Annotated in this window: 22 protein-coding genes; 11 read left to right on the top strand and 11 right to left on the bottom strand. The window is 33.6% G+C overall.

Translation table 11 applies throughout. The annotated features are described in order from the left end of the window. Positions 1 to 59: 59 nt before the first annotated feature. Entirely contained in the window at positions 60 to 4,460 is a 4,401-nt protein-coding gene (locus ACX6U0_RS12545; RefSeq protein ID WP_464960263.1) for a glutamate synthase-related protein, read from the top strand. 298 nt (positions 4,461 to 4,758) lie between these two features. Then, entirely contained in the window at positions 4,759 to 5,856 is a 1,098-nt protein-coding gene (locus ACX6U0_RS12540) for an FUSC family protein (protein WP_464960262.1), read from the top strand. Between the two features lie 54 nt (positions 5,857 to 5,910). Here ACX6U0_RS12540 and ACX6U0_RS12535 read toward each other — a convergent pair whose 3' ends face one another. From ACX6U0_RS12535 to ACX6U0_RS12520, 4 genes are all read right to left on the bottom strand, one after another. Beyond that, the gene (locus tag ACX6U0_RS12535; RefSeq protein ID WP_464960261.1) at positions 5,911 to 7,665 is read right to left on the bottom strand and encodes an ABC transporter ATP-binding protein; all 1,755 of its coding nucleotides are present in this window, start codon (positions 7,663 to 7,665) and stop codon (positions 5,911 to 5,913) included. A gap of 96 nt (positions 7,666 to 7,761) precedes the next feature. Next, positions 7,762 to 8,292 (bottom strand): nucleoside tri-diphosphate phosphatase, encoded by a 531-nt coding sequence (gene ntdP, locus ACX6U0_RS12530; protein WP_088002367.1) that lies wholly within the window; start codon positions 8,290 to 8,292, stop codon positions 7,762 to 7,764. Positions 8,293 to 8,420: 128 nt separating this feature from the next. Then, positions 8,421 to 8,678 carry a YgaB family protein gene (locus tag ACX6U0_RS12525; protein WP_088002365.1) on the bottom strand — a complete coding sequence of 86 codons (258 nt, stop codon included), beginning with the start codon at positions 8,676 to 8,678 and terminating at the stop codon, positions 8,421 to 8,423. 293 nt (positions 8,679 to 8,971) lie between these two features. Then, the gene (locus ACX6U0_RS12520) at positions 8,972 to 9,181 is read right to left on the bottom strand and encodes a gamma-type small acid-soluble spore protein (protein WP_464960260.1); all 210 of its coding nucleotides are present in this window, start codon (positions 9,179 to 9,181) and stop codon (positions 8,972 to 8,974) included. A gap of 124 nt (positions 9,182 to 9,305) precedes the next feature. On the opposite strand from ACX6U0_RS12520, the gene ACX6U0_RS12515 reads away from it, so the two are divergent. Next, positions 9,306 to 9,530, top strand: a complete 225-nt coding sequence (locus ACX6U0_RS12515) for a hypothetical protein (RefSeq protein ID WP_464960259.1) — start codon at positions 9,306 to 9,308, stop codon at positions 9,528 to 9,530. Positions 9,531 to 9,560: 30 nt separating this feature from the next. On the opposite strand, the gene mutY is transcribed toward ACX6U0_RS12515, so the two are convergent. Beyond that, the gene (mutY, locus tag ACX6U0_RS12510) at positions 9,561 to 10,661 is read right to left on the bottom strand and encodes an A/G-specific adenine glycosylase (RefSeq protein WP_464960258.1); all 1,101 of its coding nucleotides are present in this window, start codon (positions 10,659 to 10,661) and stop codon (positions 9,561 to 9,563) included. Positions 10,662 to 10,749: 88 nt separating this feature from the next. On the opposite strand from mutY, the gene ACX6U0_RS12505 reads away from it, so the two are divergent. Further along, complete coding sequence (locus ACX6U0_RS12505; RefSeq protein ID WP_464960257.1) at positions 10,750 to 11,724, top strand: metal-dependent hydrolase; 975 nt, start codon at positions 10,750 to 10,752, stop codon at positions 11,722 to 11,724. A 340-nt stretch (positions 11,725 to 12,064) separates the two neighbouring features. Here ACX6U0_RS12505 and ACX6U0_RS12500 read toward each other — a convergent pair whose 3' ends face one another. Then, positions 12,065 to 12,343: a YfhJ family protein gene (locus ACX6U0_RS12500; protein ID WP_464960256.1), complete on the bottom strand. Its 279-nt coding sequence runs from the start codon at positions 12,341 to 12,343 to the stop codon at positions 12,065 to 12,067. A gap of 119 nt (positions 12,344 to 12,462) precedes the next feature. On the opposite strand from ACX6U0_RS12500, the gene sspK reads away from it, so the two are divergent. Next, positions 12,463 to 12,621: a small acid-soluble spore protein K gene (gene sspK, locus ACX6U0_RS12495; protein WP_464960255.1), complete on the top strand. Its 159-nt coding sequence runs from the start codon at positions 12,463 to 12,465 to the stop codon at positions 12,619 to 12,621. A 24-nt stretch (positions 12,622 to 12,645) separates the two neighbouring features. Here sspK and ACX6U0_RS12490 read toward each other — a convergent pair whose 3' ends face one another. Together ACX6U0_RS12490 and recX are read right to left on the bottom strand one after the other, a co-directional pair. After that, positions 12,646 to 12,972, bottom strand: coding sequence for a YfhH family protein (locus ACX6U0_RS12490; RefSeq protein WP_464960254.1), 327 nt, complete (start codon positions 12,970 to 12,972; stop codon positions 12,646 to 12,648). 115 nt (positions 12,973 to 13,087) lie between these two features. Next, on the bottom strand, positions 13,088 to 13,903 hold the full coding sequence (gene recX / locus ACX6U0_RS12485; protein ID WP_464960253.1) for a recombination regulator RecX: 816 nt from the start codon (positions 13,901 to 13,903) through the stop codon (positions 13,088 to 13,090). A 79-nt stretch (positions 13,904 to 13,982) separates the two neighbouring features. Here recX and ACX6U0_RS12480 point away from each other — a divergent pair, with 79 nt between their 5' ends. From ACX6U0_RS12480 to ACX6U0_RS12465, 4 genes are all read left to right on the top strand, one after another. Continuing rightward, the gene (locus tag ACX6U0_RS12480; RefSeq protein WP_464960252.1) at positions 13,983 to 14,879 is read left to right on the top strand and encodes a TIGR01777 family oxidoreductase; all 897 of its coding nucleotides are present in this window, start codon (positions 13,983 to 13,985) and stop codon (positions 14,877 to 14,879) included. A gap of 16 nt (positions 14,880 to 14,895) precedes the next feature. Then, positions 14,896 to 16,029: an amidohydrolase gene (locus ACX6U0_RS12475; RefSeq protein ID WP_464960285.1), complete on the top strand. Its 1,134-nt coding sequence runs from the start codon at positions 14,896 to 14,898 to the stop codon at positions 16,027 to 16,029. 315 nt (positions 16,030 to 16,344) lie between these two features. Then, complete coding sequence (locus ACX6U0_RS12470; RefSeq protein WP_464960251.1) at positions 16,345 to 16,905, top strand: GNAT family N-acetyltransferase; 561 nt, start codon at positions 16,345 to 16,347, stop codon at positions 16,903 to 16,905. Between the two features lie 71 nt (positions 16,906 to 16,976). Continuing rightward, entirely contained in the window at positions 16,977 to 17,102 is a 126-nt protein-coding gene (locus ACX6U0_RS12465) for a YfhE family protein (protein ID WP_088002340.1), read from the top strand. Positions 17,103 to 17,321: 219 nt separating this feature from the next. Here ACX6U0_RS12465 and ACX6U0_RS12460 read toward each other — a convergent pair whose 3' ends face one another. The 3 genes from ACX6U0_RS12460 to pflB all read right to left on the bottom strand — a co-directional run bounded on the left by ACX6U0_RS12460 (position 17,322) and on the right by pflB (position 20,722). Beyond that, positions 17,322 to 17,510, bottom strand: a complete 189-nt coding sequence (locus ACX6U0_RS12460; RefSeq protein WP_464960250.1) for a hypothetical protein — start codon at positions 17,508 to 17,510, stop codon at positions 17,322 to 17,324. Between the two features lie 175 nt (positions 17,511 to 17,685). After that, positions 17,686 to 18,408: a pyruvate formate-lyase-activating protein gene (gene pflA / locus ACX6U0_RS12455; protein ID WP_464960249.1), complete on the bottom strand. Its 723-nt coding sequence runs from the start codon at positions 18,406 to 18,408 to the stop codon at positions 17,686 to 17,688. A gap of 88 nt (positions 18,409 to 18,496) precedes the next feature. Next, on the bottom strand, positions 18,497 to 20,722 hold the full coding sequence (pflB, locus tag ACX6U0_RS12450; protein ID WP_464960248.1) for a formate C-acetyltransferase: 2,226 nt from the start codon (positions 20,720 to 20,722) through the stop codon (positions 18,497 to 18,499). A gap of 517 nt (positions 20,723 to 21,239) precedes the next feature. Between pflB and ACX6U0_RS12445 the strand changes: the two genes are divergently transcribed. Continuing rightward, entirely contained in the window at positions 21,240 to 22,133 is an 894-nt protein-coding gene (locus ACX6U0_RS12445; RefSeq protein ID WP_464960247.1) for an ATP-binding protein, read from the top strand. A gap of 15 nt (positions 22,134 to 22,148) precedes the next feature. Continuing rightward, positions 22,149 to 24,029, top strand: a complete 1,881-nt coding sequence (locus tag ACX6U0_RS12440) for a vWA domain-containing protein (protein WP_464960246.1) — start codon at positions 22,149 to 22,151, stop codon at positions 24,027 to 24,029. The last annotated feature ends 218 nt before the right edge of the window (positions 24,030 to 24,247 follow it).

Genomic DNA, 24,247 nt, shown 5'->3' with positions numbered 1-24,247 from the left:
TTCTTACATAGGTAATTCAGAATAATCAAAATTCTTTATTGTAAATAGGAGGTAATTTCATGAAAAACCAAGCTAAAACACCGTGGTCACCGAGTACATTTAGAGAGTTCCACAATCATGAGCATGACGCTTGTGGGATTGTAGCTTTTATTAACCGATCTTTATCTCAGACGAGAGAAACAGTTGATAATGCTGCTGAAAGCCTTAGAAAGATGAATCATCGTGCCGGATTTACAAATGGAGAAGGCGATGGCGTTGGATTACAAACAGATATCCCTATCCTACTTTGGGAAGAAAAGCTCGCTAGTGTAGGAATCAGTTCAGAGGTTGTCTCTCACCCAGCATTTACAGTCGGTCATTTCTTTTTAAATGAAAAATCAGATGAGCATAAACAAACATTACTTCAATTGTTTGAAGAAAATGGCTACGAAATTCTCTACCATAGCCAAAATCAAACAAATTCTATATCACTTGGTCCAATCGCAAAAGCTGTAGAACCTGAATTCTTACAAGTCGCACTACTTCCAATTTCTAATCGTACAAATACTTCACTTTTTGATCTATCAAATATCATTCATGAACAACTGTCTCATGTCACAGTTGTATCACTAAGCCAATCTACTTGTGTTTATAAAGTAATGGGTACAATTGATACATTAATTGCATATTATTTTGATTTACAACATCCAAATTTCAAATCATCAGTAGTAGTTGGTCATAACCGTTATTCCACAAATACAACATCTTCATTTTCAAGGGTTCAGCCTTTTAGCATACTAGCTCACAATGGAGAAATTAACACAATTGAACAATTGAGAGTAGAAGCTAAACAAATTGGTGCAAACATAACAAACGGAAATAGCGACTCGCAAGATGTGAATATTACACTGGAAACACTGATTCACAAGCATGGGTATTCATTAAAGGAATCTATGGAATTTTTATTCCCACCAGTACCTGCCGAATTTGAGGAAGACGAAGAATACTCTAAAATTTATCATAAAATCAGAAGCGCTTTTGGACCATACTGTCAAGGACCAGCTGGTGTCCTTACAAGAGAAGGAAATGAATTCGTTGCTAGTGTTGATGCATTAGGATTGCGACCTGTTTGGCTATTAGAAACGGAAGGTCATTACGTATTTTCATCTGAACAAGGGATTCTTTCTCCTGAATCATTTACAGCTGAACCTCACGCGCTATCACCTGGTGAAAAAATTGGCATTAATCTAACGAAGCAACATGCTCAGCTATTAACTCACCAAGAACTGGTAAAGGTAGTTACAGAAAAATTAAATGAAAAACTAAGTTTAAATCTATCGAATGGCCTTGCTAATATAAACGAAGCGAATGAGGAAGCTCCTCCATCAATTCAACCTTTTGAATATGGTGCTTTCGGTTGGCATAGAGAGCAAATACAATTGGTCGAACAGATGGCTGAAAAAGGTGCTGAGCCGATTCGTTCATTAGGACACGATGCTCCTTTAGCTTGTTTAGACGAAGGCAGAAGAAATTTAGCAGATTATATGAAAGAAACAGTAGCTGTTGTAACGAATCCCGCGATTGATAGGGACCGAGAAACTGAACACTTCTCAACATCGGTATTGTTAGGCAAAAGACCATCTATTATTGAAAAACAGTCTGGCTTGGTCTTACAGCTTCCTTCCCCAATTATTGGTGATGGTTTTGTAGGCACTACATTAAAGTCAAAACGTAATCAGATTTCTTATGAAGACATTATGAGTCTATATCAATCGAATGCAAAACTTTCGCTTATTCATAGTACATTTTCTCATTTACCTTTAGAAGAAACTTTGTCGCAATATAAATTCGAAGCAATTGAAGCAGTTAAGAATGGCGTAGAATGTATTATCATTACCGATGAAGAAGCTCATAAAAATAGTCAGTATTGGATTGATCCTGCACTCATTACTAGTACGATTCATAATGGATTAGTTAACGCAAAATTAAGAAGAGACTGCTCGATTGTCTTAAAAACTGCGTCAGTTCGTAATCTACATGACTTAATGGTGATGAAAGGATTAGGGGCAGATGCGATTAATCCATATTTCCTATTCGGTACTGTTTCTGAATTAGAAGCACCTGAAAAAATCGTGAGTTTATATGATGTATTAAATAAAGGAATTGAAAAAGTAATATCAACGATTGGTATGCACGAATTAAGAGGCTACGCAAAGATGTTTAGTAGTATTGGATTACATGAGGATGTTGCATCAGCACTTGGCATTGTTAACTTTTTTGGCGATCAAGATACTGCTGGATTTAACACATTAGAAACAGATTCAAAGAAACGTTACTATGATTACACGTCAAATAGTTCAGTATTGCATAAGCCTTTTCACGTATTCCCTCGTATTTGGAAAGCAATTGGTGAAACAGCGCAAACTGGTAGCTACGAAAATTATCGACAAAAATTAAATCAAATCGAAGAAGAACGTCCAACAGCAGTCCGTCATGCATTGTCCTTCGTTGAAAGTAACCATCCAATTCATTCTGAGCAAGTTTCGCTAGAGGTTGGTTCTCATTCATTACCTTTTATTATTAGTTCGATGTCGTTCGGATCTCAGAATGAGGTTGCGTTCCGAGCATACGCTGAAGGAGCAAACCGTCTAAACATGATTAGCTTAAATGGTGAGGGCGGAGAAATCCAAGATATGATCGGAAAATATCCAAACACAAGAGGCCAACAAGTTGCTTCAGGTAGATTTGGAGTGAATGCTCATTTACTTCACTCTTCAAACTTAATAGAAATTAAAATTGGGCAAGGTGCAAAGCCAGGTGAAGGCGGACATCTCCCAGCTTCAAAAGTAACCAAAAAGATTGCAGAAACTAGACACGCAACACTTGGTTCCGATTTAATTTCACCTTCAAATAATCATGATATTTATTCTATTGAAGATTTAGCTCAAATGATTAGTGAAATTAAAGCTGTTAATCCTAATGCCAAGGTTGCAGTAAAAGTACCAGTTGTACCAAACATCGGAACAATTGCAGTAGGCATTGCAAAAGCAGGAGCAAACTTTATAAATATTAGTGGTTTTGATGGTGGTACGGGAGCTGCCAGAGTACATGCAATTCAAAATGTAGGTCTTCCTGTCGAAATTGGTGTGCGTGCTGCCCATAATGCCCTTTTAGAATCTGGACTACGTAGTTCGGTAGAAATTTGGGCAGATGGTGGAATGAAAAGTGTTAACGATGTAGTAAAAATGATGATTTTAGGAGCTAACCGCATTGGTTTTGGAACTTTATCTATGATTGCTATTGGTTGTACGACTTGTCGTGGCTGTCATTTAGATACATGTCATGTTGGTATTGCTACACAAATTGAGTCAGAAATTGAAGCTGTTCGTCACGGTCTTCGAAAATTTACGCCAAGACAGTTAGAAACTGCTGTTTCGAATTTAGTACAGTTCTTTACCGCGTTTAAAGATGAACTAAAAGAAATTGTTGGTGCTTTAGGGGTTAATAAAGCACAAGACCTTGTTGGAAAAACTGAATATCTAAAACAAACTAGATTTGTAGATACATTAAATTTGAACAATCTATTATCCACTGTCCAAATTGAAGATAAAGAGTATGTACTATCGGATGGTGAATCTGCTAAGTCACTACAAAGTAACGGTATTGGTGCATATGCAAAAGTCGATAATGAATATCGTCATGCAGGCAGCTTACTAATTCATGATTTAGTTATTCAAAAACAAACAAATGGTAAGGCTTCACCTGTTGAGCTTAGCTTTGAAGATCAATCGATCCCTGGAAATGGCTTAGGTACTTACACTGTTGAAGATTATTCAGTTTATGTTCAAGGTGGAGCACAAGATGGTGTTGGAAAAACTGCTTTTGGTGGTAAAATTTTTATCAGCAAAGCAAAAGGTGCAAATGGTCAATATTTTGGAGGGTCCGTTGGTAAATGCTTTGCATACGGTGCTCAAAAAGGACAATTTTTTATCCAAGGAAATGCAGATTCACGCGCTGGTATTCGACTATCAGGGGCAGATGTAATAATCGGTGGGCGTCATCACGATACAGTATCAACATCTAAAAAAGTAAGACTTGGAGCAAATGCAAATATTAACGGATTCGCATTTGAATATATGACTGGTGGACGCGCAATAGTACTTGGTGATCCAGGTCCTTGGATGTGTGCAGGTATGACTGGTGGCGTTATCTACGTAAGGAATGCTCCGGAATTAGGACTTACAAAAGAAGCATACTATAATCGTATGGCAAAAGGCGCAAGTGTAAGTGTCTTAACAATTGATGAAAATAGTCAAAAAGATATTAATGAATTACTTGAACAATATCAAACACTACTAACTCAACATAACCAAACTGATGAAGCGCAATTTGTTCAATCATTATTAAAAGATATCTCTCAAAACTTCTTACGAATCGTTCCTAAAAAAGAGCAAGCAGATCCATCTGTTTCAACTGAATAATACGAAATAAAAAAAGAAGCGATATGTCTATCGCTTCTTTTTTGTTTGCATAATATTTTCTATTTTTCGCCTTCAAATAAATAACACATTTCCTTAAAAATTTCTATTGATAAAGCTTATAGTTCATTGTATAGTTACTAGAGCTTACTTTTATGAGAATAAAATGGATTTATAAAATCGTTATATTTTCAGAAAGTGATTCGCATTTAATGATTAGTAGATTCATAGATGAAAGTTAAATGTCCAGTATTTAAATAATTACAAGTTCTTAGAGCTAGACAAACAAAAGGAGCACACAATGAGATTAGGAGCGCGTGTCATAAAAACTGGTATAGCCATTATGCTCGCCATTTATAGCGCGATATTTTTTGATATAACAGCAGCTTCAATTGCAGGTATCTCAGCTATTTCTGCAATGAAATCATCTGTTAATCAATCATACAAAACATTAATTGAACAACTTCAAGCAAATATAATTGGTGCTTTACTTGCAATTATCGCCGTACAGACTTTAGGAAACAATCCTGTTATTATAGGCTTTACTTGTATAATCGTCATTATTATTACTTTGAAGCTAAAACTTGAAAATACAATTGCCACTGCGCTAGTAACGGTTGTAGTAATCATGGAAACCAGCACAATTAATGAAAACTTTGCGGTGTTTACATTTGATCGATTTATGGCAGTAATGGTTGGTGTATTTGCGGCTTCATTTGTTAATATCTTTTTAATGCCACCGAACTATGAGAAAAAATTATCTCGTGGCATGATTTCTATTACAGAACAAACAAATAAATTAATGATGATGGCACTTCACAAAACTGTCAGTCATTCAGGATTAAAAGAAGATATTTACCAATTAAAAGAAATCATGCGAAATGTTACAAAAATCTATCGACTATATAAAGAAGATCGTATTATTTTTATTGGTCGAAAGAAAAAAGAACATGAAAAATCGCGTAAAATTGTTTTGTTTAGACAAATGCTTCAAACTGCAGATTGTGCTTTTGATACATTAAAGGCATTCAATCGATTAGAATATGAAATTAATGTCAGTCCTAAAGAATTCCAAGAACTGATGAAAAACGAATTAACATGTTTAATGCAATACCATGAACATGCACTTATGAAGTTAATAGGAAAAGTGAATTTAGAACAATCTGCTCCGCTTCATAAGGAAGAGATTATATTAAAAGATAAATTAATGAAGGCATTTTTTGATCATCATGATTTAAATGACCAAGAAACTCAGAAAACTTGGTTACATTTATTTCAAATTGTATCAGCCATTTTAGAATATAGTGAGAACGTTGAACATTTAAACACACTTGTAGATAGTCATCAAACTTATCACAAAGAATATCAATTACAAGTTGAGCAACAAGAGACAATGTAATAACAAAAAGCCTCCAATAACTGGAGGCTTTTCTATTTTAATTGAATTTCCTTATTAAACTGTGCTATTTTCTAAATTTTGAATTTCAAATAAATGGTAGTAAGCTGCTTTTTTTGCCATTAATTCTTCGTGTGAACCAATTTCAACAACATGACCTTGATCAATATATACAATTTGGTCTACATGTGTAATTGTTGATAACCTGTGAGCAATAAAGATCGTCGTTCTATTTTTGGCTAGTTCTTGAATCGCATCTTGAATATATTTTTCATTCTCTAAATCAAGAGCAGATGTTGCCTCATCAAATATAAGAATAGAAGGATTACGTAAAAATACTCGAGCAATCGCAACTCGCTGTTTTTGACCTCCAGAAAGTTTGACACCTCTCTCACCAACTAGCGTGTCATAACCATTTGGTAAACTCATGATAAAATCATGCGCATTTGCAGCCTTAGCAGCTGCAATAATTTCCTCTTCACTAGCCGTTGGATCACCGTACTGAATATTCGATTTAACCGTATCACTAAATAGAAAATTGTCTTGTAATACGATCCCAATTTTTTCACGCATGCTTTTTAATTCGTAATCTCGAACATCAATACCATCTATTTCAATTGAACCATTGGTTACATCGTAAAATCTAGGGATTAAACTAACTAATGATGATTTACCACCACCACTTGATCCTACAAGAGCAATTTTTTGACCGGGTTCAATCTTAAATGATACATCTTGAATAACTTCATCATCATTTGCATTATATCTAAATGATACGTGATCAAATGTAATTTGTCCTTCCAATTTTTTTGCTTGAATTGGATTTTCTCGATTCACGATATCATATTTCTCATCAAATAGCTCAAACACTCGGTCCATTGATGCAAACGATTGTGTTAATGTAGTTGATGAGTTCGCTAATCGTCTTAGTGGATCATATAATCTGTCTATATATCCAATAAAAGCTACCATTTCCCCAAGTGTTAATTGATTGTGAATAACTTGGTACGCTGAAAATCCGATAATTAAAAGTGGACCAATATCTGTTAGTGTATTAATAATTGTAAATGTTCTTGCATTCCAGCTTGTATGTTTTAATGCACGATCTAAAAACTCTCCGTTTTTTTCCTTAAACAGTTCACTTTCATACTCTTCTAATGCAAAACTACGTGTCACTTGCATCCCTTGAATTCTCTCAGTTAAAAAACCTTGTACGACAGCCAATGCTTGAGAACGTTGCCTAGTTAATAATCGAAGACGTCCAAAAAAGTATCGAACTGCAATTGTGTAAAATGGTAAAACAATTAAAGATACTAATGTTAGCTTCACATCCATCGTCAACATAATTGCAATTGTAATAAGGATCGTAATTAAATCTAACCAAACATTCATTAAACCAGTAATGACAAAGTCTTTTGTAGATTCAACATCATTAATGACCCTTGAAATGACTTCGCCTGTTTTGGCATTCGCATAATATCTAAGACTAAGTCTTTGCAAATGATTAAACAAATGACCTCTTATATCAAATAAAATCTTACTGCCAATATACTGTGCAAAGTATTGTCTAAAATATTCGATTGGCGGTCTTAAAATCACAAATACGCCAAAAGCAATCATCATTGCATAAGCAAGGTGGCTGCTTTTTGTCGCTAGTGTATCAGAGGTATTAATAATTCCATCTACAACATATTTCAGTAAAAGAGGTAAAATAAGTGGTATCCCAAATTTAATAATTCCAATTCCAATTGTTAAAAAGATATGAAGTCGATAGGGCTTCACAAATTTCAAATAACGTCTTATACTTCCCATACTACTCCCCCATTCAACCTTACAAAAAGAAACTGTTGAGCTTAATAACTTACTTTGAGATTTCCTCAATAGTTATTGTCCGCTCAACAGCTCTAATTAATCACGATACATTAAGAAACGTTCATACCAATTATCAATAAAATCAGATGCAAACGGTCCTTTTCGTTGATGAATCATTTCCTTTAAATAGCCCAAATTCTTTTTTAAGATTGGGTCAATGATTGGAGGATAATTCATCTCTTGTCGATGATTTTCATATTCATCTTCGTCTAACAGCACGTAGGTCATGTCTGGAAAAACTTTAATATCAAGATCATAATCAATATACTTTATGGCACCATCTTCGAAGACAAACGGTGAGCTAACATTACAATAATAATAAACTCCATCTTCTCTAATCATCCCAATGACATTAAACCAATAATCCATATCAAAGTAACAAATTGCAGGCTCTCGTGTAACCCAAGTTCTACCGTCCGATTCAGTTACAAGTGTGCGATCATTTGCGCCAATTACTAACTGCTGCGTCCCTTTTAAAATGGTTGTCTCTTCCCATATACGATGAATATGTCCGTTATGTTTATAGCTATGTATTTGAATTTTTTCTCCCGGCTTGGGAACGTTCATATGTTCTCCCTTCTTTCTAGTGTGGACGCATTTCAACACTTTATTTATACTTTACATTTACTATTATAACTAGTTCTCTTCCATTTTTAAACAAAAGGGAGTTTAATTTGGTCATATGGCGCAAAAAATTATTTTAAGGCTAGCTTTTTTTCTTCTGAAAAAGACTTAATTATTTGTTGAGTTTGTAATAAAAAGGTGTTTTGGATTGCTTTTAATTCAGTTCTCATTATATGTATTTCGTCTTGAATGGAAGACAATTTTGATAAATCCTCTAGTTCAAAAAGCTGATTTTCAATTTCTTGACATCGTTCAATTTCTTCTTGAATCTTAATTAATTGATCCATCGTTTGTAGTTGTCGACTAACCAATTCATCGAATACTTGCATACCATTCACCATCCTTATTTCATTATTACACTATTTCTTGAAAACTAACATAATCCCTTTGACTACATTTGGCGATATTTGACTTTTATATGAATTATTTATTTAGGAGAGTTTTTGAGGCGTTCTCGGAGTTCTCACATAAAAAGACACCCAATTGTAAAGGGTGTCTTTTTAGAACATTTTTTTATTCCACTAGACTGCGTGATATCACATCAAGCAGGTAGATAAATTACAGTAAGATTCTCACACTTACTTTCCTTCATCCACAGCGCACCTCTAGTAATTTTCATTCATTATTGTTGGTTTTGTTGCCCAAAGTTTTTAGAAGCAGCTTTTTGAGCAGATTGTTGATTTGCTTGTCTTACTGCTTGTACATCAGTTGCAGATTCGTTAGCAAATTCTTGTCCAAAACCTTGTTGGTTTTGTTGTCTTACTTTTCCAATGTTAGTTCCAGTTGCAGTTTTACCTGCAGTGAAATTTTGGTTGTTATTGTTGTTTGCCATGTTTATCACCTCCACGAATAATATGATTACCATTCCACAAAGAAATATGTAAAAAATTTAACTTCTTTTTTTGAGTAATGAAATGCTTCCGTGGAAAACTATATAAAAAAATGGGGGTATGAATATGTATGTAGGAAGAGATCTTGCTGAATTATCAATGACTCCAAAAACAGAGTGGAAAGATAGTGAACTTGAATATTACCATCACTCTTTCCAACAAATTACTGGATATCTAAATGTTGAAGGTAATTCAATGCAAAAAGAGATTATTAAAGAAATTGAATCACGAGGCGGTTTGCACAGAAGTGAAGCAGATTGGGGTCATGGTACGCGCCCTACTTACGATTGAACTACAAAAAAATAAAAAATCCCAATTCAATTAGAATTGGGATTTTTCTATTTGTTGGTAAATTTTCTGATGCACGACCGGAAATGGTAGTTCTTTGCACTCTTCCAAAGAAACCCATTTGTGATTTGTTAATGAATTGCTTTCTTTTATAGTAGTACCTACATAAACATCAATTTTCCAAACAAGATGTGTAAACACATGTTCAATACTAAAATGATAAGCCAGTTCTTCTATTTCCAACTTGTATTCTTCTTTCAAGAAAAAACTTAAAGTATCACCTTTAGAAAGTAAATTTGATTTTAATTCAGCAGTAGGAAATTCCCACATATTAGCTAGAAGCCCCGTTTGTGGTCTTTGCTGTATTAAAAATTTACCTGCCTTATTTTTTAATATACCTACAACTAGTTCAATTTGTTTTGGTGCTTTCTTTTTACTCTTAATTGGTAATTCATTCACTAATCCACTTTCAAACGCCATACACTGCTCTCTAACTGGGCATAATAAGCATGCAGGATTCGTAGGTGTACAAATTAAGGCTCCTAATTCCATCAAACCCTGGTTAAAAGCTGACGGATCCTCATGACTTATTAACGCTCTTACCGCTTGTTCAAATATTTTTCGATTTTTAGGTACACCAATATCCTCTCGAATTGTTAAAATTCTAGAAAGAACCCTCATAACGTTTCCATCTACAGCCGGTTCAGGAATGCCATATGCAATACTCAGTATTGCACCAGCAGTATAAGGTCCAACACCTTTTAATTTACTTATTTTTTCAGGAGTATTAGGTACTTGTCCGTTGTAAACTTCATGAACTTCTCTAACTGCTGATTGTAAATTTCTAGCTCTAGAGTAATACCCTAATCCTTCCCATGCCTTTAAAACTTTTTCCTCTTCTGCATTTGCTAAATCTGCAACTGAAGGGAACAATTGCATAAACTTATTATAAAAAGGGATTACAGTTTCAACTCTAGTTTGCTGGAGCATAATTTCAGATACCCACACTCTATAGGGGTCTTTATTTAATCTCCAAGGTAAATTTCTTTGTTCTGCTAAAAACCAATTAACTAAATTATTCTTAAAATCATTTATTGGGAAAACTTCTAATGTATGATCTAAATCACTATTCATAATGTATTACCTTTCTATAACGTCTATATATATTTTAACAGTTGTTTATACTAAAGAAATAACTAAGGTAAGTAAAGGGAGGAACCAAATGGATACTGGCACTCATCTCGTAATGGGTTTTACACTAGGGGGATTAGCAACACTGAGCCCTGTGGTGTTAAATGACCCACACTTAACAAATGCATTATTACTTACAACCATTATTGGATCTCAATTACCTGACAGCGACACAATACTGAAATTAAGAAACAATGCAAAATACTTAAAGCACCATCGCGGAATTACCCACTCAATTCCAGCAGTGATTGGTTGGACTCTGGCATTATCAATTATCATGACTTTATTTAATCAGCGTGACCACTTTGGTATCTTCTTATTTTGGTCGTTTATAGCCGTAAGTGTCCATGTTTTTGTAGATTTATTCAATGCATATGGTACTCAAGCGTTAAGGCCATTTTCTAATCGATGGATTGCTTTTGGCATTATTAATACTTTCGATCCTTTTATTTTCGTTCTCCATTTAATCGGCGTACCGTTTGTCATATTTCATTTTAAAGCCGGACCAATTTGTATACTATTGTATATTATCATGGTATTTTACTACGCATTTAGATATCGACAAAAACGAATCGTCATACAAACAGTTTACAATAAACTACCTGAAGCGAAGCACGTATATGTATCGCCTTCTATAAAATACACTCATTATCATATTGTAGCAAGTTCAGATACACATCATTATGTTGGTAAAATTAAACAAAGAGATTTTACGATACACGATAAATTCAAAAGAATTCCATTACCAGTCATTGAAGATGTAAAAGCAGCCTTTAAAGACGAAAATGTCAAATCCTTTTTAGCGTTTTCTCCTGTTTATATATGGGAACTAATCGGCCACGATGATCACAAAGAACTTCGACTAATCGATCTAAGATATCGAACCGACACATACTATCCCTTTGTAGCAGTCGTAAAATTCGATTATGACCACCACATCATCAGCTCATTTACAGGCTGGATATTCAGCGAAAAAAAACTACAAAAAAAATTAAAAATGGATTGAAAAGTGGAGGCGACTGTTCAGCTCCAACAAGCATAAGACGAAAACAAAAAAAGGTGCTTTTTACCTTTATTTGTTTTTGGCTTATGACCTCGAGGAGCTAGGAGCCGGAACTAGACAAGAAGAAAAGTGGAGGCGACTGTTTAGCTCCGACAAGCATAAGACGAAAACAAAAAAAGGTGCGCTTTTTACCTTTATTTGTTTTTGGCTTATGACCTCGAGGAGCTAGGAGCCGGAACTAGACATAACGAAAAGTGGAGGCGACTGTTCAGCTCCGACAAGCATAAGCCTCAATCCAAAATAAAAACGTTAGAAAGTCCAATAAAGGACTCTCTAACGTTTTTTAGTGTAATCGATTGTCTTTTGTTTTTGTTTCTTCGATTTGATAACCAGGTGGCTTCGCAATTTTCAATTCAGTTTCATGCAGGTATTTACCATACTGGTAAATGAACTGGGTAACAACTTTTTTAGACATTTGTTCACCATGATATTCTCCTGCTTTAGCGTATGTTGCTTCAAAATCTTCCCAAAGCCACTCCACCCAAACTTTTGCTTGTGAATATGTTAAATGACTATTTTCTTTTAAAAGTAATTCTGTTAACTGCTCCAAATATTTCTCCATAAATTACACCTTCCAATATTTAAACTTGTGTCTTTCGTTTTATATGCTTTAGTTATGGTCATCATAATGGTGATGGTTCATATCATCGTGTTAGCTTTTATTACTAGGGGGGCTTTACGTTGACAACTAAAAGTGAACGATTTTCAAAACAGAAACATGATATGCTAATAGATGGTGGAATTGATTACAAATCCAAAAATGCTTCAATCAGACCAAATGGAACGATTAATACAAATCCACAAAAGCGTATGGCTAAAAGCAATCAATCTAATGATTAATCTTTAGAAATTGAAAACCAGGGGTCAAATTTTCCCTGGTTTCTTTAATAATGAAATTGGAATACCTATTTCTTCTTCACTTGTACTTTTATATCCCCATGCAAATATACCGTTCATGTAAGTTATTGCAAATATAATACCAGGTTCTTCTATTAGTTCATATTGTTCACCTGGAATAAATTCATTTGGATCTAATAAATATGATTGAGCCATTGTTTTTTTACGTAAGATTACTTCCAGTTCATTAATCATATCCATTTGTTCAGCTTTTCTAGCTTGATTTGTTAAATCATTGATTTCTTGAATTAGCTCTTCTCTTGTTAAATCACTATAACGTTTTGGAATTTGCATTAATTTACTCCTCTGACAAAAATAATTAGTTTTATTATACCAATATCACTCTAAAGCAAAAAGAAGAAAGGTTTACTTTCATAACGAAAAAATATATTTATTATTTCATATTCTATTATTCATTTTCTTCTTCTAAAAATTGCAGCGCTCTTTCAATTAATTCAATTGAGAATCCTTTGCGAAATAATGCTGATTTCATTTTCTGTTTGTATTCCCATTCGCTTAAACCTTCAAATTTCCTTTTTGATTTACGAGCATGAACAAGTAAAGCACTTAATTCTTGATCTTCATCACTCTCATAATTTATTTCTTCTATAGCAATTGAAATAATTGAGGAAGAAAAACCTTTACGTCTTAACATGTCTTCGAGCTTAATCTTTTTTTGAGCGCTAGAATATCGATTAAATGATGAAATCTTTTTTTGACAAAGCTGCATTGCATGATCAACCTGTAATTCAGTTGAGTATTGCTTTAAACTATTCTCAATTACTACATTCTTTATACCTTTTGCTAATAATTCATTTCGAATAATTGTCGGTCCTTTTAATGTTGTATTAACGGCGGTTCGTACATAACTATCCGCATATTTTGATTCATTAATATAGCCTTCTTCTTCTAATCTCAAAATGGTCGTTTGAACCGTTTCGTTCGTATTTTCTTGTTTGAGTAAATATTGTTCAATCTCTTTTTTAGTTCTCATCATTCTCGATAAGTATACAATACTAGCTAGATAAGCTTTTCTTAATTGATCTGCTTGAAGGATTTCTTCTAATTCGAACTGTTCAAAGGACACTCCTTTTTTTAAATTAAACCTCACTAATGTATCAGCATCAACACTAAATGAATATTCCTCACCTTTTCCACTATCAGTGTAAATATTAAAACGTTCTTTATTTAGTTTTTGCACTTGGATTTTCGTTATAATAGTCATAAATTACCTCTAAAATTTTTTCGATTTATTATACACATAAAAAAAATAATATCATATGATGAATTAAGGAGATGAATGGATGAAAATTCTTCTTACAGGTGGTACAGGTTTTATTGGGTCTCTTTTAGTAAAAGAGTTAATACGAAAAGAATATCATTGTTATGTTGTTTCGAGAAATCATACTGATTCACAAATCCCACAAGTTACTTTTATTACATGGGATCAGTTAACTTCAAATTCATTTAACGAACAGATTGATGTAGTCATTAATTTGGCAGGGGAATCAATTAATAGTGGAAGATGGACCAATGAAACAAAAGACAAAATTCTACAAAGTCGTATACAATCTACGTCAAAACTAATTACGTGGCTAGAAAGACAAGCCCATCGGCCAAACCTGCTTATCAACGCAAGTGCCATCGGATTTTACGGTACCTCTGAAACCAAAACTTTTACAGAGAATGACAAGCCTACATCTACTGACTTTTTAGCTACTACTGTTCGCAGTTGGGAGAATATTGCAATCAAAGCAGAAGAATTAGGTATTCGGACTGTATTAGCTAGATTTGGAATTGTTTTAGACTTAGATGGTGGCGCACTTCCCAAAATGATTTTGCCTTATAAATTGTTTATTGGAGGCCCCATCGGTAGCGGTTCACAATGGATGTCATGGATCCATCTGAAAGATGTAGTTGGGTTAATAGAACATTCCATTGAAAACAAGGAAATTCATGGTCCTATGAATTTCGTATCACCAACTCCTGTAACAATGAAAGAGTTCAGTAAAGTTCTTTCAAATAGTTTGCATCGACCAAACCTGCTAAAGGTTCCTAAATTTGCACTTCAATTGTTACTAGGAGAAATGAGTATGTTGATTTTAGAAGGTCAAAAGGTTTCACCAACTGTAGCATTACAAACTAATTATAACTTTCAATTTACATCTTTAAAAGAAGCATTAGATTATACTTTAAAATAGATTTTTGAAAGGATTTATCATGAATTTATTATTTAAAAATGCAACAATTTTTCCTATTACATCACAGGTTTTGTACAATCACGACCTCTATATTGAAAATGGGAAAATTAAAGAAATTGCACCTGAGATCTCTGTTTTAGAAGACCAGACAATTATTATAGAATGCTCAGGAAAGCCACTTTTCCCTGGATTTATTGATGTACACACTCATCTAGGTCTTTACGATGAAGGTACAGGATGGGCTGGCAATGATGCAAATGAAACCATTGACATCCTTACGCCACACATTCGTTCTTTAGATGGAATATTGCCGTTAGATGTAGCATTTAGTGATGCTAGACAACATGGCATTACAACCGCTCATATCATGCCAGGCAGTGGCAATGTCATCGGTGGAACAACTTGTACAATTAAAACGTATGGTACAAATATTGATGAAATGATTATCCAAGAGCCTTCGGGATTAAAAATAGCATTCGGGGAAAATCCAAAACGTATTCATAGTAATGGAAATAAAGAATCAATTACTAGAATGGGAATAATGGGGATGCTTCGTGAGGCATTTTATGAAGCAAAAAACACTCACAACCCTGACGATTTTAGGTTTTTACCAATTCTTAAAGCTTTAAATAGAGAAATTCCAGTAAGAATACACGCTCATCGCGCCGACGATATATTATCAGCTATACGTTTAGGTGATGAATTTAATTTAGATATACGAATTGAACATTGTACAGAAGGTCATTTAATAGTTGACCATCTAAAGAATCGTGACCTTCAAGTGTGTGTAGGTCCAACACTAACGAGACGTTCAAAAATCGAGCTAAAGAATAAATCCTGGTCTACATACAAAGTTCTTGCTGATGCTGGTGTAAGTGTGTCAATTACGACAGATCACCCTTATACACCAATCCAGTATTTAAATGTATGTGCAGCAATTGCAGTTCGAGAAGGTTTATCAGAACAAGAAGCTTTAAAAGCCATAACAATTAATCCTGCTAAAAATCTAAATTTATCTCATAGAATTGGTAGTTTAGAAGTAGGAAAAGATGGAGATGTTGTACTATGGTCACATCATCCATTTCACTATTTGGCAAAGCCTTTACTTACTGTCATAGATGGTAGAATTGTGTATAAAAACCTCGAATAAAATTTGTTTGCAAATTGAAAAAAATAGTTTATTATATTAAAGTAAGATTTTATGTGATTTATAAAATAGATAGTCTAAACCACTATTCTCATATAGTATTTTTTACGGGAAAGGCAAATGGTGAGCCACCAGTTTTCGCTGGTCCTAGTGGGTTCGATTCCCACCCCGAAATTTTAGGGTGCATTAAAACATTATTCCAAATTTATTCAATATTTAATGCACTTCAACGGACAAAACTTCAGAAGTTTGTCCTCACAAAAATTTCGCGGGTGGCGTAACCTTTTTTCGCTACCCCTATTATTAGGAGGAGTAGAGATGCTAAAACAGCGAGATTTACAAGATTGTTCTATACTTTTTGAACTTATGGCGCATCCTGATGTCTTTCCTTTTGTGCGCCATAAAGCGAATTCTTACGAAGAATTTTTATTTATCACAAGGCAAGCCATCGAACTAGAAGAACAAGGGAAAATGATCTCTAGAACGATTATGGATGAATGGGGTAACCCGATTGGCAATATCTCTTTACATGATATTGAAGACGGTTATGGTTTCTTAGGCACATGGTTGGGCAAGCCCTATCATGGAATGGGATATAATAAACCTGCTAAGGATGCATTCTTTCACGAGTTATTTCATGAACAAGGAATCAACTCTATTTTTATGCGCATTCGCAAGGTAAATAAGCGTTCTTTTTATGCTGCAAGCAAACTACCATATGCAACATTAGCTAATGAGACGCGTTCATGCCTTTATAACGAAATCAATCAAAATGAAGAAATCTATGATTTATTTGAAATTACGAAAGATAACTATTTATTGCATACATTACGTGAAGATTACCAACAGCTTGAAGTTACTCACTTAAAAGAAGCATAATTTTTTTGTATATCCTCCACAAGATATGGCAACACTTACTAAGGATTTTATAACTTAGCGAGGTGTTTAATGTGGATAAAAGAAAGCAAGATAAAACTAGAAAATATTTAAGTGCTACACAGGAAGTTTTATATGCAAAAGAGTTTAAGCGAGCAGACCGTGCTGCAGGTTATAAATATAATGGTATTGGCAAATAATATTGAAATGAAGGGCTTCTAAATATAGAAGCCTTTTTATTATATTCATATAACAAAAAGCAGATTATTTCTAAATTAATTCATTAGTAAAAAACTAAATTCATGAGAAAATTATTATCCTTAAGATTGACCTTTTCTGTTTCTCGAAGTTATCCTTCATGGAAAATATTATATGGTTGAAAACTTGTATTCATTACTTTAAAATTAGAAAATTATGAACTAATTCATTTCAACTGTTTCTAATATAAAAATTGAGGATTGTCTAACGTTATATTCTTTACTCAACTTCTCTTTAAAATTAGCCAGTACAACATCAAAATGGTCCGGATCTCCTCTAAGTAAAGATCGCCCCTCTAAACCGCCTTTTTCATCAATTAAAATGTACCAAGAAACTCGATATTCATGCACCCTTTTCACCCTTTTTCGAATGATTCATATACAATCAACACTGAATAGAATTTTCCATCAGTATATTCAAGGGTTGTGAATAAATAGTAGTCATTTGTCTATATAAATAGAAAAAGCTAATCATTAAGATTAGCTCAGACCATACGCCTGGAAGACTATTTTACTGGTTCACCCTTTATGATAATAATTTATATGCTAATTTGACAATTTCATCGGAAGGTGACTCTACTTCTTCTAATGGATATTTTAGTCCTAAAGCCTTCCATTTATAAACACCTAAACGATGATACGGCAATACTTCAATTTTCTCGACTTGATCAAGAGATTTGATAAAGGTTCCTAGGTTTTTTAAATCCTCATGTGAATCTGTAATCCCCGGAACAAGTACATGACGAATCCAAATTGGAACTTTTTTCTCATTTAAATATAGAGCGAAATTTTTAATTTGTTCATTTGGTTTACCAGTTAATTTAATGTGTTTTTTTGAATCAAAATGCTTTAAATCTAACAATACTAAGTCGGTATATTTTAACACTTCATCTAATTTATCAAGAAATGAAGGCTCAAAATGAAAGCATCCACCTGAAGTATCAATCGTTGTATGAATCTTTGCTTTCTTGCATTTTTTAAGCAATTCTAAAAGAAAATCTAGTTGTAATAAAGGCTCTCCTCCACTGATGGTGATGCCTCCACCAGATGCTTTCATAAAGGGAATATAAGATTTTACATCTTGCATTAACTCATCAACAGATACATCCCTACCTTCACCAATATTCCAAGTATCTGCATTATGACAATATTGACATCTTAATAAACAACCTTGTGTAAAAACAACATATCGAATACCTGGACCATCAACAGTTCCACATGTTTCAATCGAATGGATATTTCCCATCATTTAACCATTCACCCTCTTTTGGATCTTTAGTTTTTACCTAATTTTTCTTATGCTTGTCGGAGCAGAACAGTCGCCTCCACTTTTCTATTCACATACTGTCGTGAAATGTTCTGTTGATGACGTCTATTTGTTGTTCTCTGGTTAATTTTATGAAATTTACTGCGTAGCCAGATACTCTAATTGTTAATTGTGGATATTCTTCAGGATGTTCCATTGCTTCTAGTAGTGTTTCTCGGTTGAATACGTTGACATTGAGGTGGTGACCACCTTTTTCTGTGTATCCATCTAGCATGGCTACTAAGTTGAGGGTTCTTGTATTTTCTTCTTTTCCTAATGCATTTGGTACGATTGAAAATGTGTTTGAAATTCCGTCTTGCGAATCTTCATAAGGTAGCTTTGCAACTGAGCTTAACGATGCTAATGCACCTTTTGTATCGCGTCCATGTAGTGGGTTTGCACCTGGAGCGAACGGTTCTCCTGCTCTTCTTCCATCAGGTGTGTTTCCAGTTTTCTTGCCATAAACTACATTAGAAGTAATCGTTAAGACTGATGTAGTATGAATTGCATTTCGATACGTATTATGTTTTCTAACCTTCGCCATAAAGCTTTCGACTAATTCAATTGCAATGTCATCAACGCGATCATCATTGTTTCCATATTTTGGATAGTCCCCTTCAATTTCGAAATCCACAACGATTCCATTTTCATCACGTATCGTTTTAACTTTTGAATGTTTAATAGCAGATAATGAATCTGCGCAAACTGATAAGCCAGCAATCCCAGTTGCCATTGTACGTTTTACCTTAATGTCATGTAACGCCATTTCTATCCGTTCGTAACTATATTTATCATGCATATAGTGAATACAATTTAATGTATTTACATATAAACCTGCTAGCCAATCTAATACAATATCAAACTTAGATTTTACTTCATCATAGTCAAGATACTCTGAAGTTACAGGCGCGTAAGCTGGCCCAACTTGGACTTTTAATTTCTCATCAATACCACCATTAATTGCATATAGTAAAGCTTTGGCTAAATTTGCTCGAGCACCAAAGAACTGCATCTGCTTTCCAATCGTCATAGCTGAAACACAGCAAGCTATACCATAGTCGTCTCCATAATCAGGACGCATAATATCATCGTTTTCATATTGAATTGAGCTTGTTTTAATAGACATTTTCGCACAATACTGTTTAAATCCAACAGGCAAATTAACTGACCAAAGCACTGTTAAATTTGGCTCTGGTGCTGGTCCAAGATTATCTAACGTATGTAAGAAACGGAATGAATTTTTAGTTACCAACGGGCGGCCATCGATTCCAACTCCGCCAATCGATTCTGTTACCCATGTAGGGTCTCCTGAAAACAATTCATTATAGTCTGGCGTTCTTGCAAACTTTACTAAACGTAATTTCATCACAAAATGGTCTACCAACTCTTGCGCTTCAATTTCAGTTAAACGGTTCTCCTTCATATCTCTTTCAATGTAAATATCTAAGAAAGAAGAAACTCTACCTAGACTCATCGCAGCACCATTTTGTTCTTTGATCGCAGCTAAGTAGCCAAAATATAACCATTGAAATGCTTCAATTGCGTTTGAAGCTGGTTCTGAAATATCAAATCCGTGTCTTGCGGCCATTTGTTTTAATTCTTTCAATGCTCGAATTTGCTCATTTATTTCTTCACGTTCTCTTAATAATTCTTCCGACATGACACGACTCGTCATCTTCAAAGCATTCACTTTATCAGCAATTAATCTATCTATTCCATATAATGCAACTCTACGATAGTCACCTATAATTCTGCCTCTACCATATGCATCCGGTAAACCAGTAATTACCCCTGAACGACGTGCTGCTTTCATTTCATCTGTGTAAACATCAAATACACCTTGATTATGTGTTTTCCGATATTCAGTAAAAATTCTACTTATTTCCTCATCTACTTTATAACCATATGATTCACAAGCTGCTTCTGCCATTCGAATACCCCCGAATGGTTGTAGCGATCGCTTAAAAGGTTCATCTGTTTGAAAACCTACAATTTTTTCAAGCTCTTTGTTTAAGTATCCTGGTCCATGTGAAGTAATAGTTGATACAATTTTCGTATCCATATCTAGAACTCCACCTTTTTGACGCTCTTCTTTTGATAATTGTAGTACCTGATCCCATAGCTCTCTAGTTGCATGGGTTGGACCAACTAAAAATGTCTCATCACCAATATAAGGTTTAATGTTTAATTGAATAAAATCCCTTACATCAATCGATTTTTCCCAGCGTCCACTTTCAAAAAGTCTCCAATGATTCATCCCTATATTCCTCCTCTTTTCCAGTTAATACAGAAAGCTTACAATTTATATAACAGATTACACATTTAATTTATCATATGATGTTGAAGATCTATCACTCTGATTATGTATATATTGTGAAATATTGAGCAAGGTGTTATGAAGCACTGTATATGAAACGATTTCTTTAAAGTACAACTGAATTTTACTAAGAATTTCCTAATTTAATTCATTCTCCAAAACTTTAAAGTTATTACCCAAACTGTTATACTCAAAATATATAACCTGTATTACAAATTAAACATCTTCTTTTTCAAAGACAAGACATTCACAATCAGAATATGTGATAATAGTATGGTTAGTATAAAATAAATGACATAATCATTTTGATTATTTATAAATTAGGCACTGGTACTGTTTAATGTGCGAGGGCTACTGTAGAAATCTGACTAATGCATCTCGTCAGGAGTTGTCCCTTCACACCAAGCTAATGGAAGTTAGAACATTAACCAGGATCTTTAAATAAAAAGGAGTATATATGAATACACAAATTAATCTTTCTAATTCAATTAATGAAAAATTAAATACAATATATAAAAATCAACTTCAAAAAGTATTACAAGAAGAACAATTACTTATCGGAACAAAACAATATGTATCACAAGACGCTACAATATTAGAAGATGCAATTACTGCACTTTTACTTGGCAAAAATATTCTATTAAAAGGACCAACTGGAAGTGGAAAAACAGTTTTAGCTGAAACCCTTTCAAAATTACTTTATCAACCAATGCACAGTATAAATTGTTCTATTGATTTAGATTTAGAAGGAATCGTTGGATACAATACGATCACCTCCACAACAAATGGATCAGAAGTAATCTTTATTGACGGACCACTAATGAAAGCAATGAAAAAAGGACATATGTTATATATAGATGAAATTAATATGGCTAAACCTGAAACATTACCCTTACTACACGGAGCTTTAGATTACCGTAAAATGATTACCAATCCATTTACACAAGAAGTAGTTAAAGGCGATGAAAACTTCCGCGTTATTGCAGCAATTAATGAAGGTTATGTAGGTACAAGCGAATTAAATGAAGCATTAAAAAATCGTTTTGTCATTATTGATGTGCCATATATTAATGGAGAATCTTTACTTCAACTTCTTAAGGATGAATCAGAATTACAAGATATGGATCTATTAAACAAATTTACGAGCTTCTCAAGTGACTTAATCCCACTTGCTTCTGAAGGAAGAATTAGTGAGGACGCTGCAAGTATCAGAGGAATACTAGACGCGTGTGATTTATCTGTTCATATCCCTGTTCTAAGAGCGATTGAACGTACAATCATTGCTAAGCTTAGTGACGATATTGAACGAGAAACGGTACGTGAACTAGCAGAAAGTTATTTTCTTTCTTGAAATGAGTGAAATCAGATGAAACATGTAGTATTTAATAATAAAAAAATCGATGCTTCCACCTTTTTACAAATGGAGAATTTATCGATTTCTCTTTCTAAAGATCCTCAAGCATTTTTAGAATTTGATTTCCAAGCATACTATGACGACGAGGAACAAAAGTTTACTGTGAGTCATTTTTGGGACAATCAAGAATATCAAGCCCAAATAAATGGATTAAAGTCAGATGTGTATTTAAAAGCATTAGGAAATAAACATTATACAGATTTTAAAGAATTTAAAGATACGCTAAAAGAGTTACATGAAACGCATTTAAAAAGCTTTTTTACACAACTTTATGTTCTCCTTGAAGATATCCGATTAGAAGAAATAATTATTCGACAAAGACCAGGGACAAGACAATTATTTTCTACACGAAAAAATATATATAGACACTATTTCCAATCACAATTTAAAGCAAATGAAATGCGTAATTTTCAGCTTGACCAATTGTATTGTTTAATCTATTTATCATTAACTTCATCTCAGCTAACATATCAAACAAATGAACAATTAGAAGAAATTCTACCAATCTTATTTCAAACGTTTGAAGCTAAAAAAACGAGCGATATTTCTTCTATTTTATTTCAAGTCCAGCAAAGGTTACTTCCTATATATAAGGAAGATATGATTCATACGTATTTTGGTTATCTTCCATTAAATAAGTTATCAAGCGCGCCATCATGTAACAGTAAGGCAAAGGAATTACAAAATGATGACGAACAAGAAGGACTTGAAGAACGAAATAGCGAAGACGAAAAATTATCAACTTGGCATAGAGAAAGTAAAAATAACGAAAATGATGATAACTTTTTACGATTTGAAGTTGAGAGTGGAACAAAAACAGCCATAAAAGCAAACTTTGCTAGAGAGCAAGAAAGCCAGGACCAAGCTATCGGTAATGCATTTGGTTCATCTAAACAAGGTGATAACAAACAGTCTAAGCAAACTGATGCAACTGAATCAGCAAATACATCAAACAATATTCACCAAAACCCATTTGGTAAATATAATAGTAATGTTTCAATCCAATATATTTCACCTAAACAACAAACAATTGATGAAAAGAAACAATATTCCACTTTATCTGCAATTGTGTCAAAAGATGTCAAAGAGTTAAGAAAAACGATTGAAAAATCATTAGAAAATAAGCAAAATGCTCCCTCTGATAAGTACTACGGTCGTCTAAATAAAAAATGGATCAAATTATTTACCGAAGATAAACCAAAAATGTTTTATAAAAAACAAACAGAATCAAAGGAATTAGATGCTGTCTTTTATCTATTAGTTGATTGTTCTGGATCAATGTTTAATAAGATGGATGAAGTAAAAAAGAGTGTCATTCTATTCCATGAAACTTTAAAGCAATTAAAGATTTCACACAGTATAAGTGGATTTTGGGAAGATGCATCAAATGCATCAAAGGAAAACAAGCCAAATATATTGCACCAGGTTATACCATATTCACAGTCCCTTTACCCTTCTACGGGACCGAATATCATGCAGTTACATGAGGAAGAAGATAATCGGGATGGATTAATGATTCGTATCGTCTCGGAAGAATTAGCTAAAAGACCCGAAAAACACAAGTTTTTACTAGTTTTTACAGATGGTGAACCTTCTGCATTAGATTACTTCCAAGACGGCATTATCGATACTCATGAAGCTGTAAAACAAGCTAGAAAATTAGGCATAGAAGTAATTGGTACATTTATTGAAGAAGATGAACATCAAGATGAAACAGTACAATTAATGAAAAATATATATCAACATCACTTTTTAATCGCTTCTGGTACTGAGGATTTGAGACTTCAATTAAAACCTTTACTAAAAAAATTACTATTAAGAAGCATAGATTAAATAAGTTGTCCATAAAATGAAGAAGAAATAGGCATTTGATTTTTAATTGCCTATTTCTTTCATTTTTTTGGAAATTTTAAATACTTTGTCGAACGGATTTACAATGCAAAACATACTTACCTATTGATTTTTGATTTTAAAGAGAGTACGATAAATTTTGACGACTTAGAGAGAAGCATATTTTCAATAAAAGCTAGTGAGTGACTGCTAGTTTGTTT

Source organism: Gottfriedia sp. ABJ_BB2_2 (genome assembly GCF_055484705.1).
Note: the sequence above shows the minus strand (reverse complement) of the source record. Positions and strands in the feature narration are given on the sequence as shown.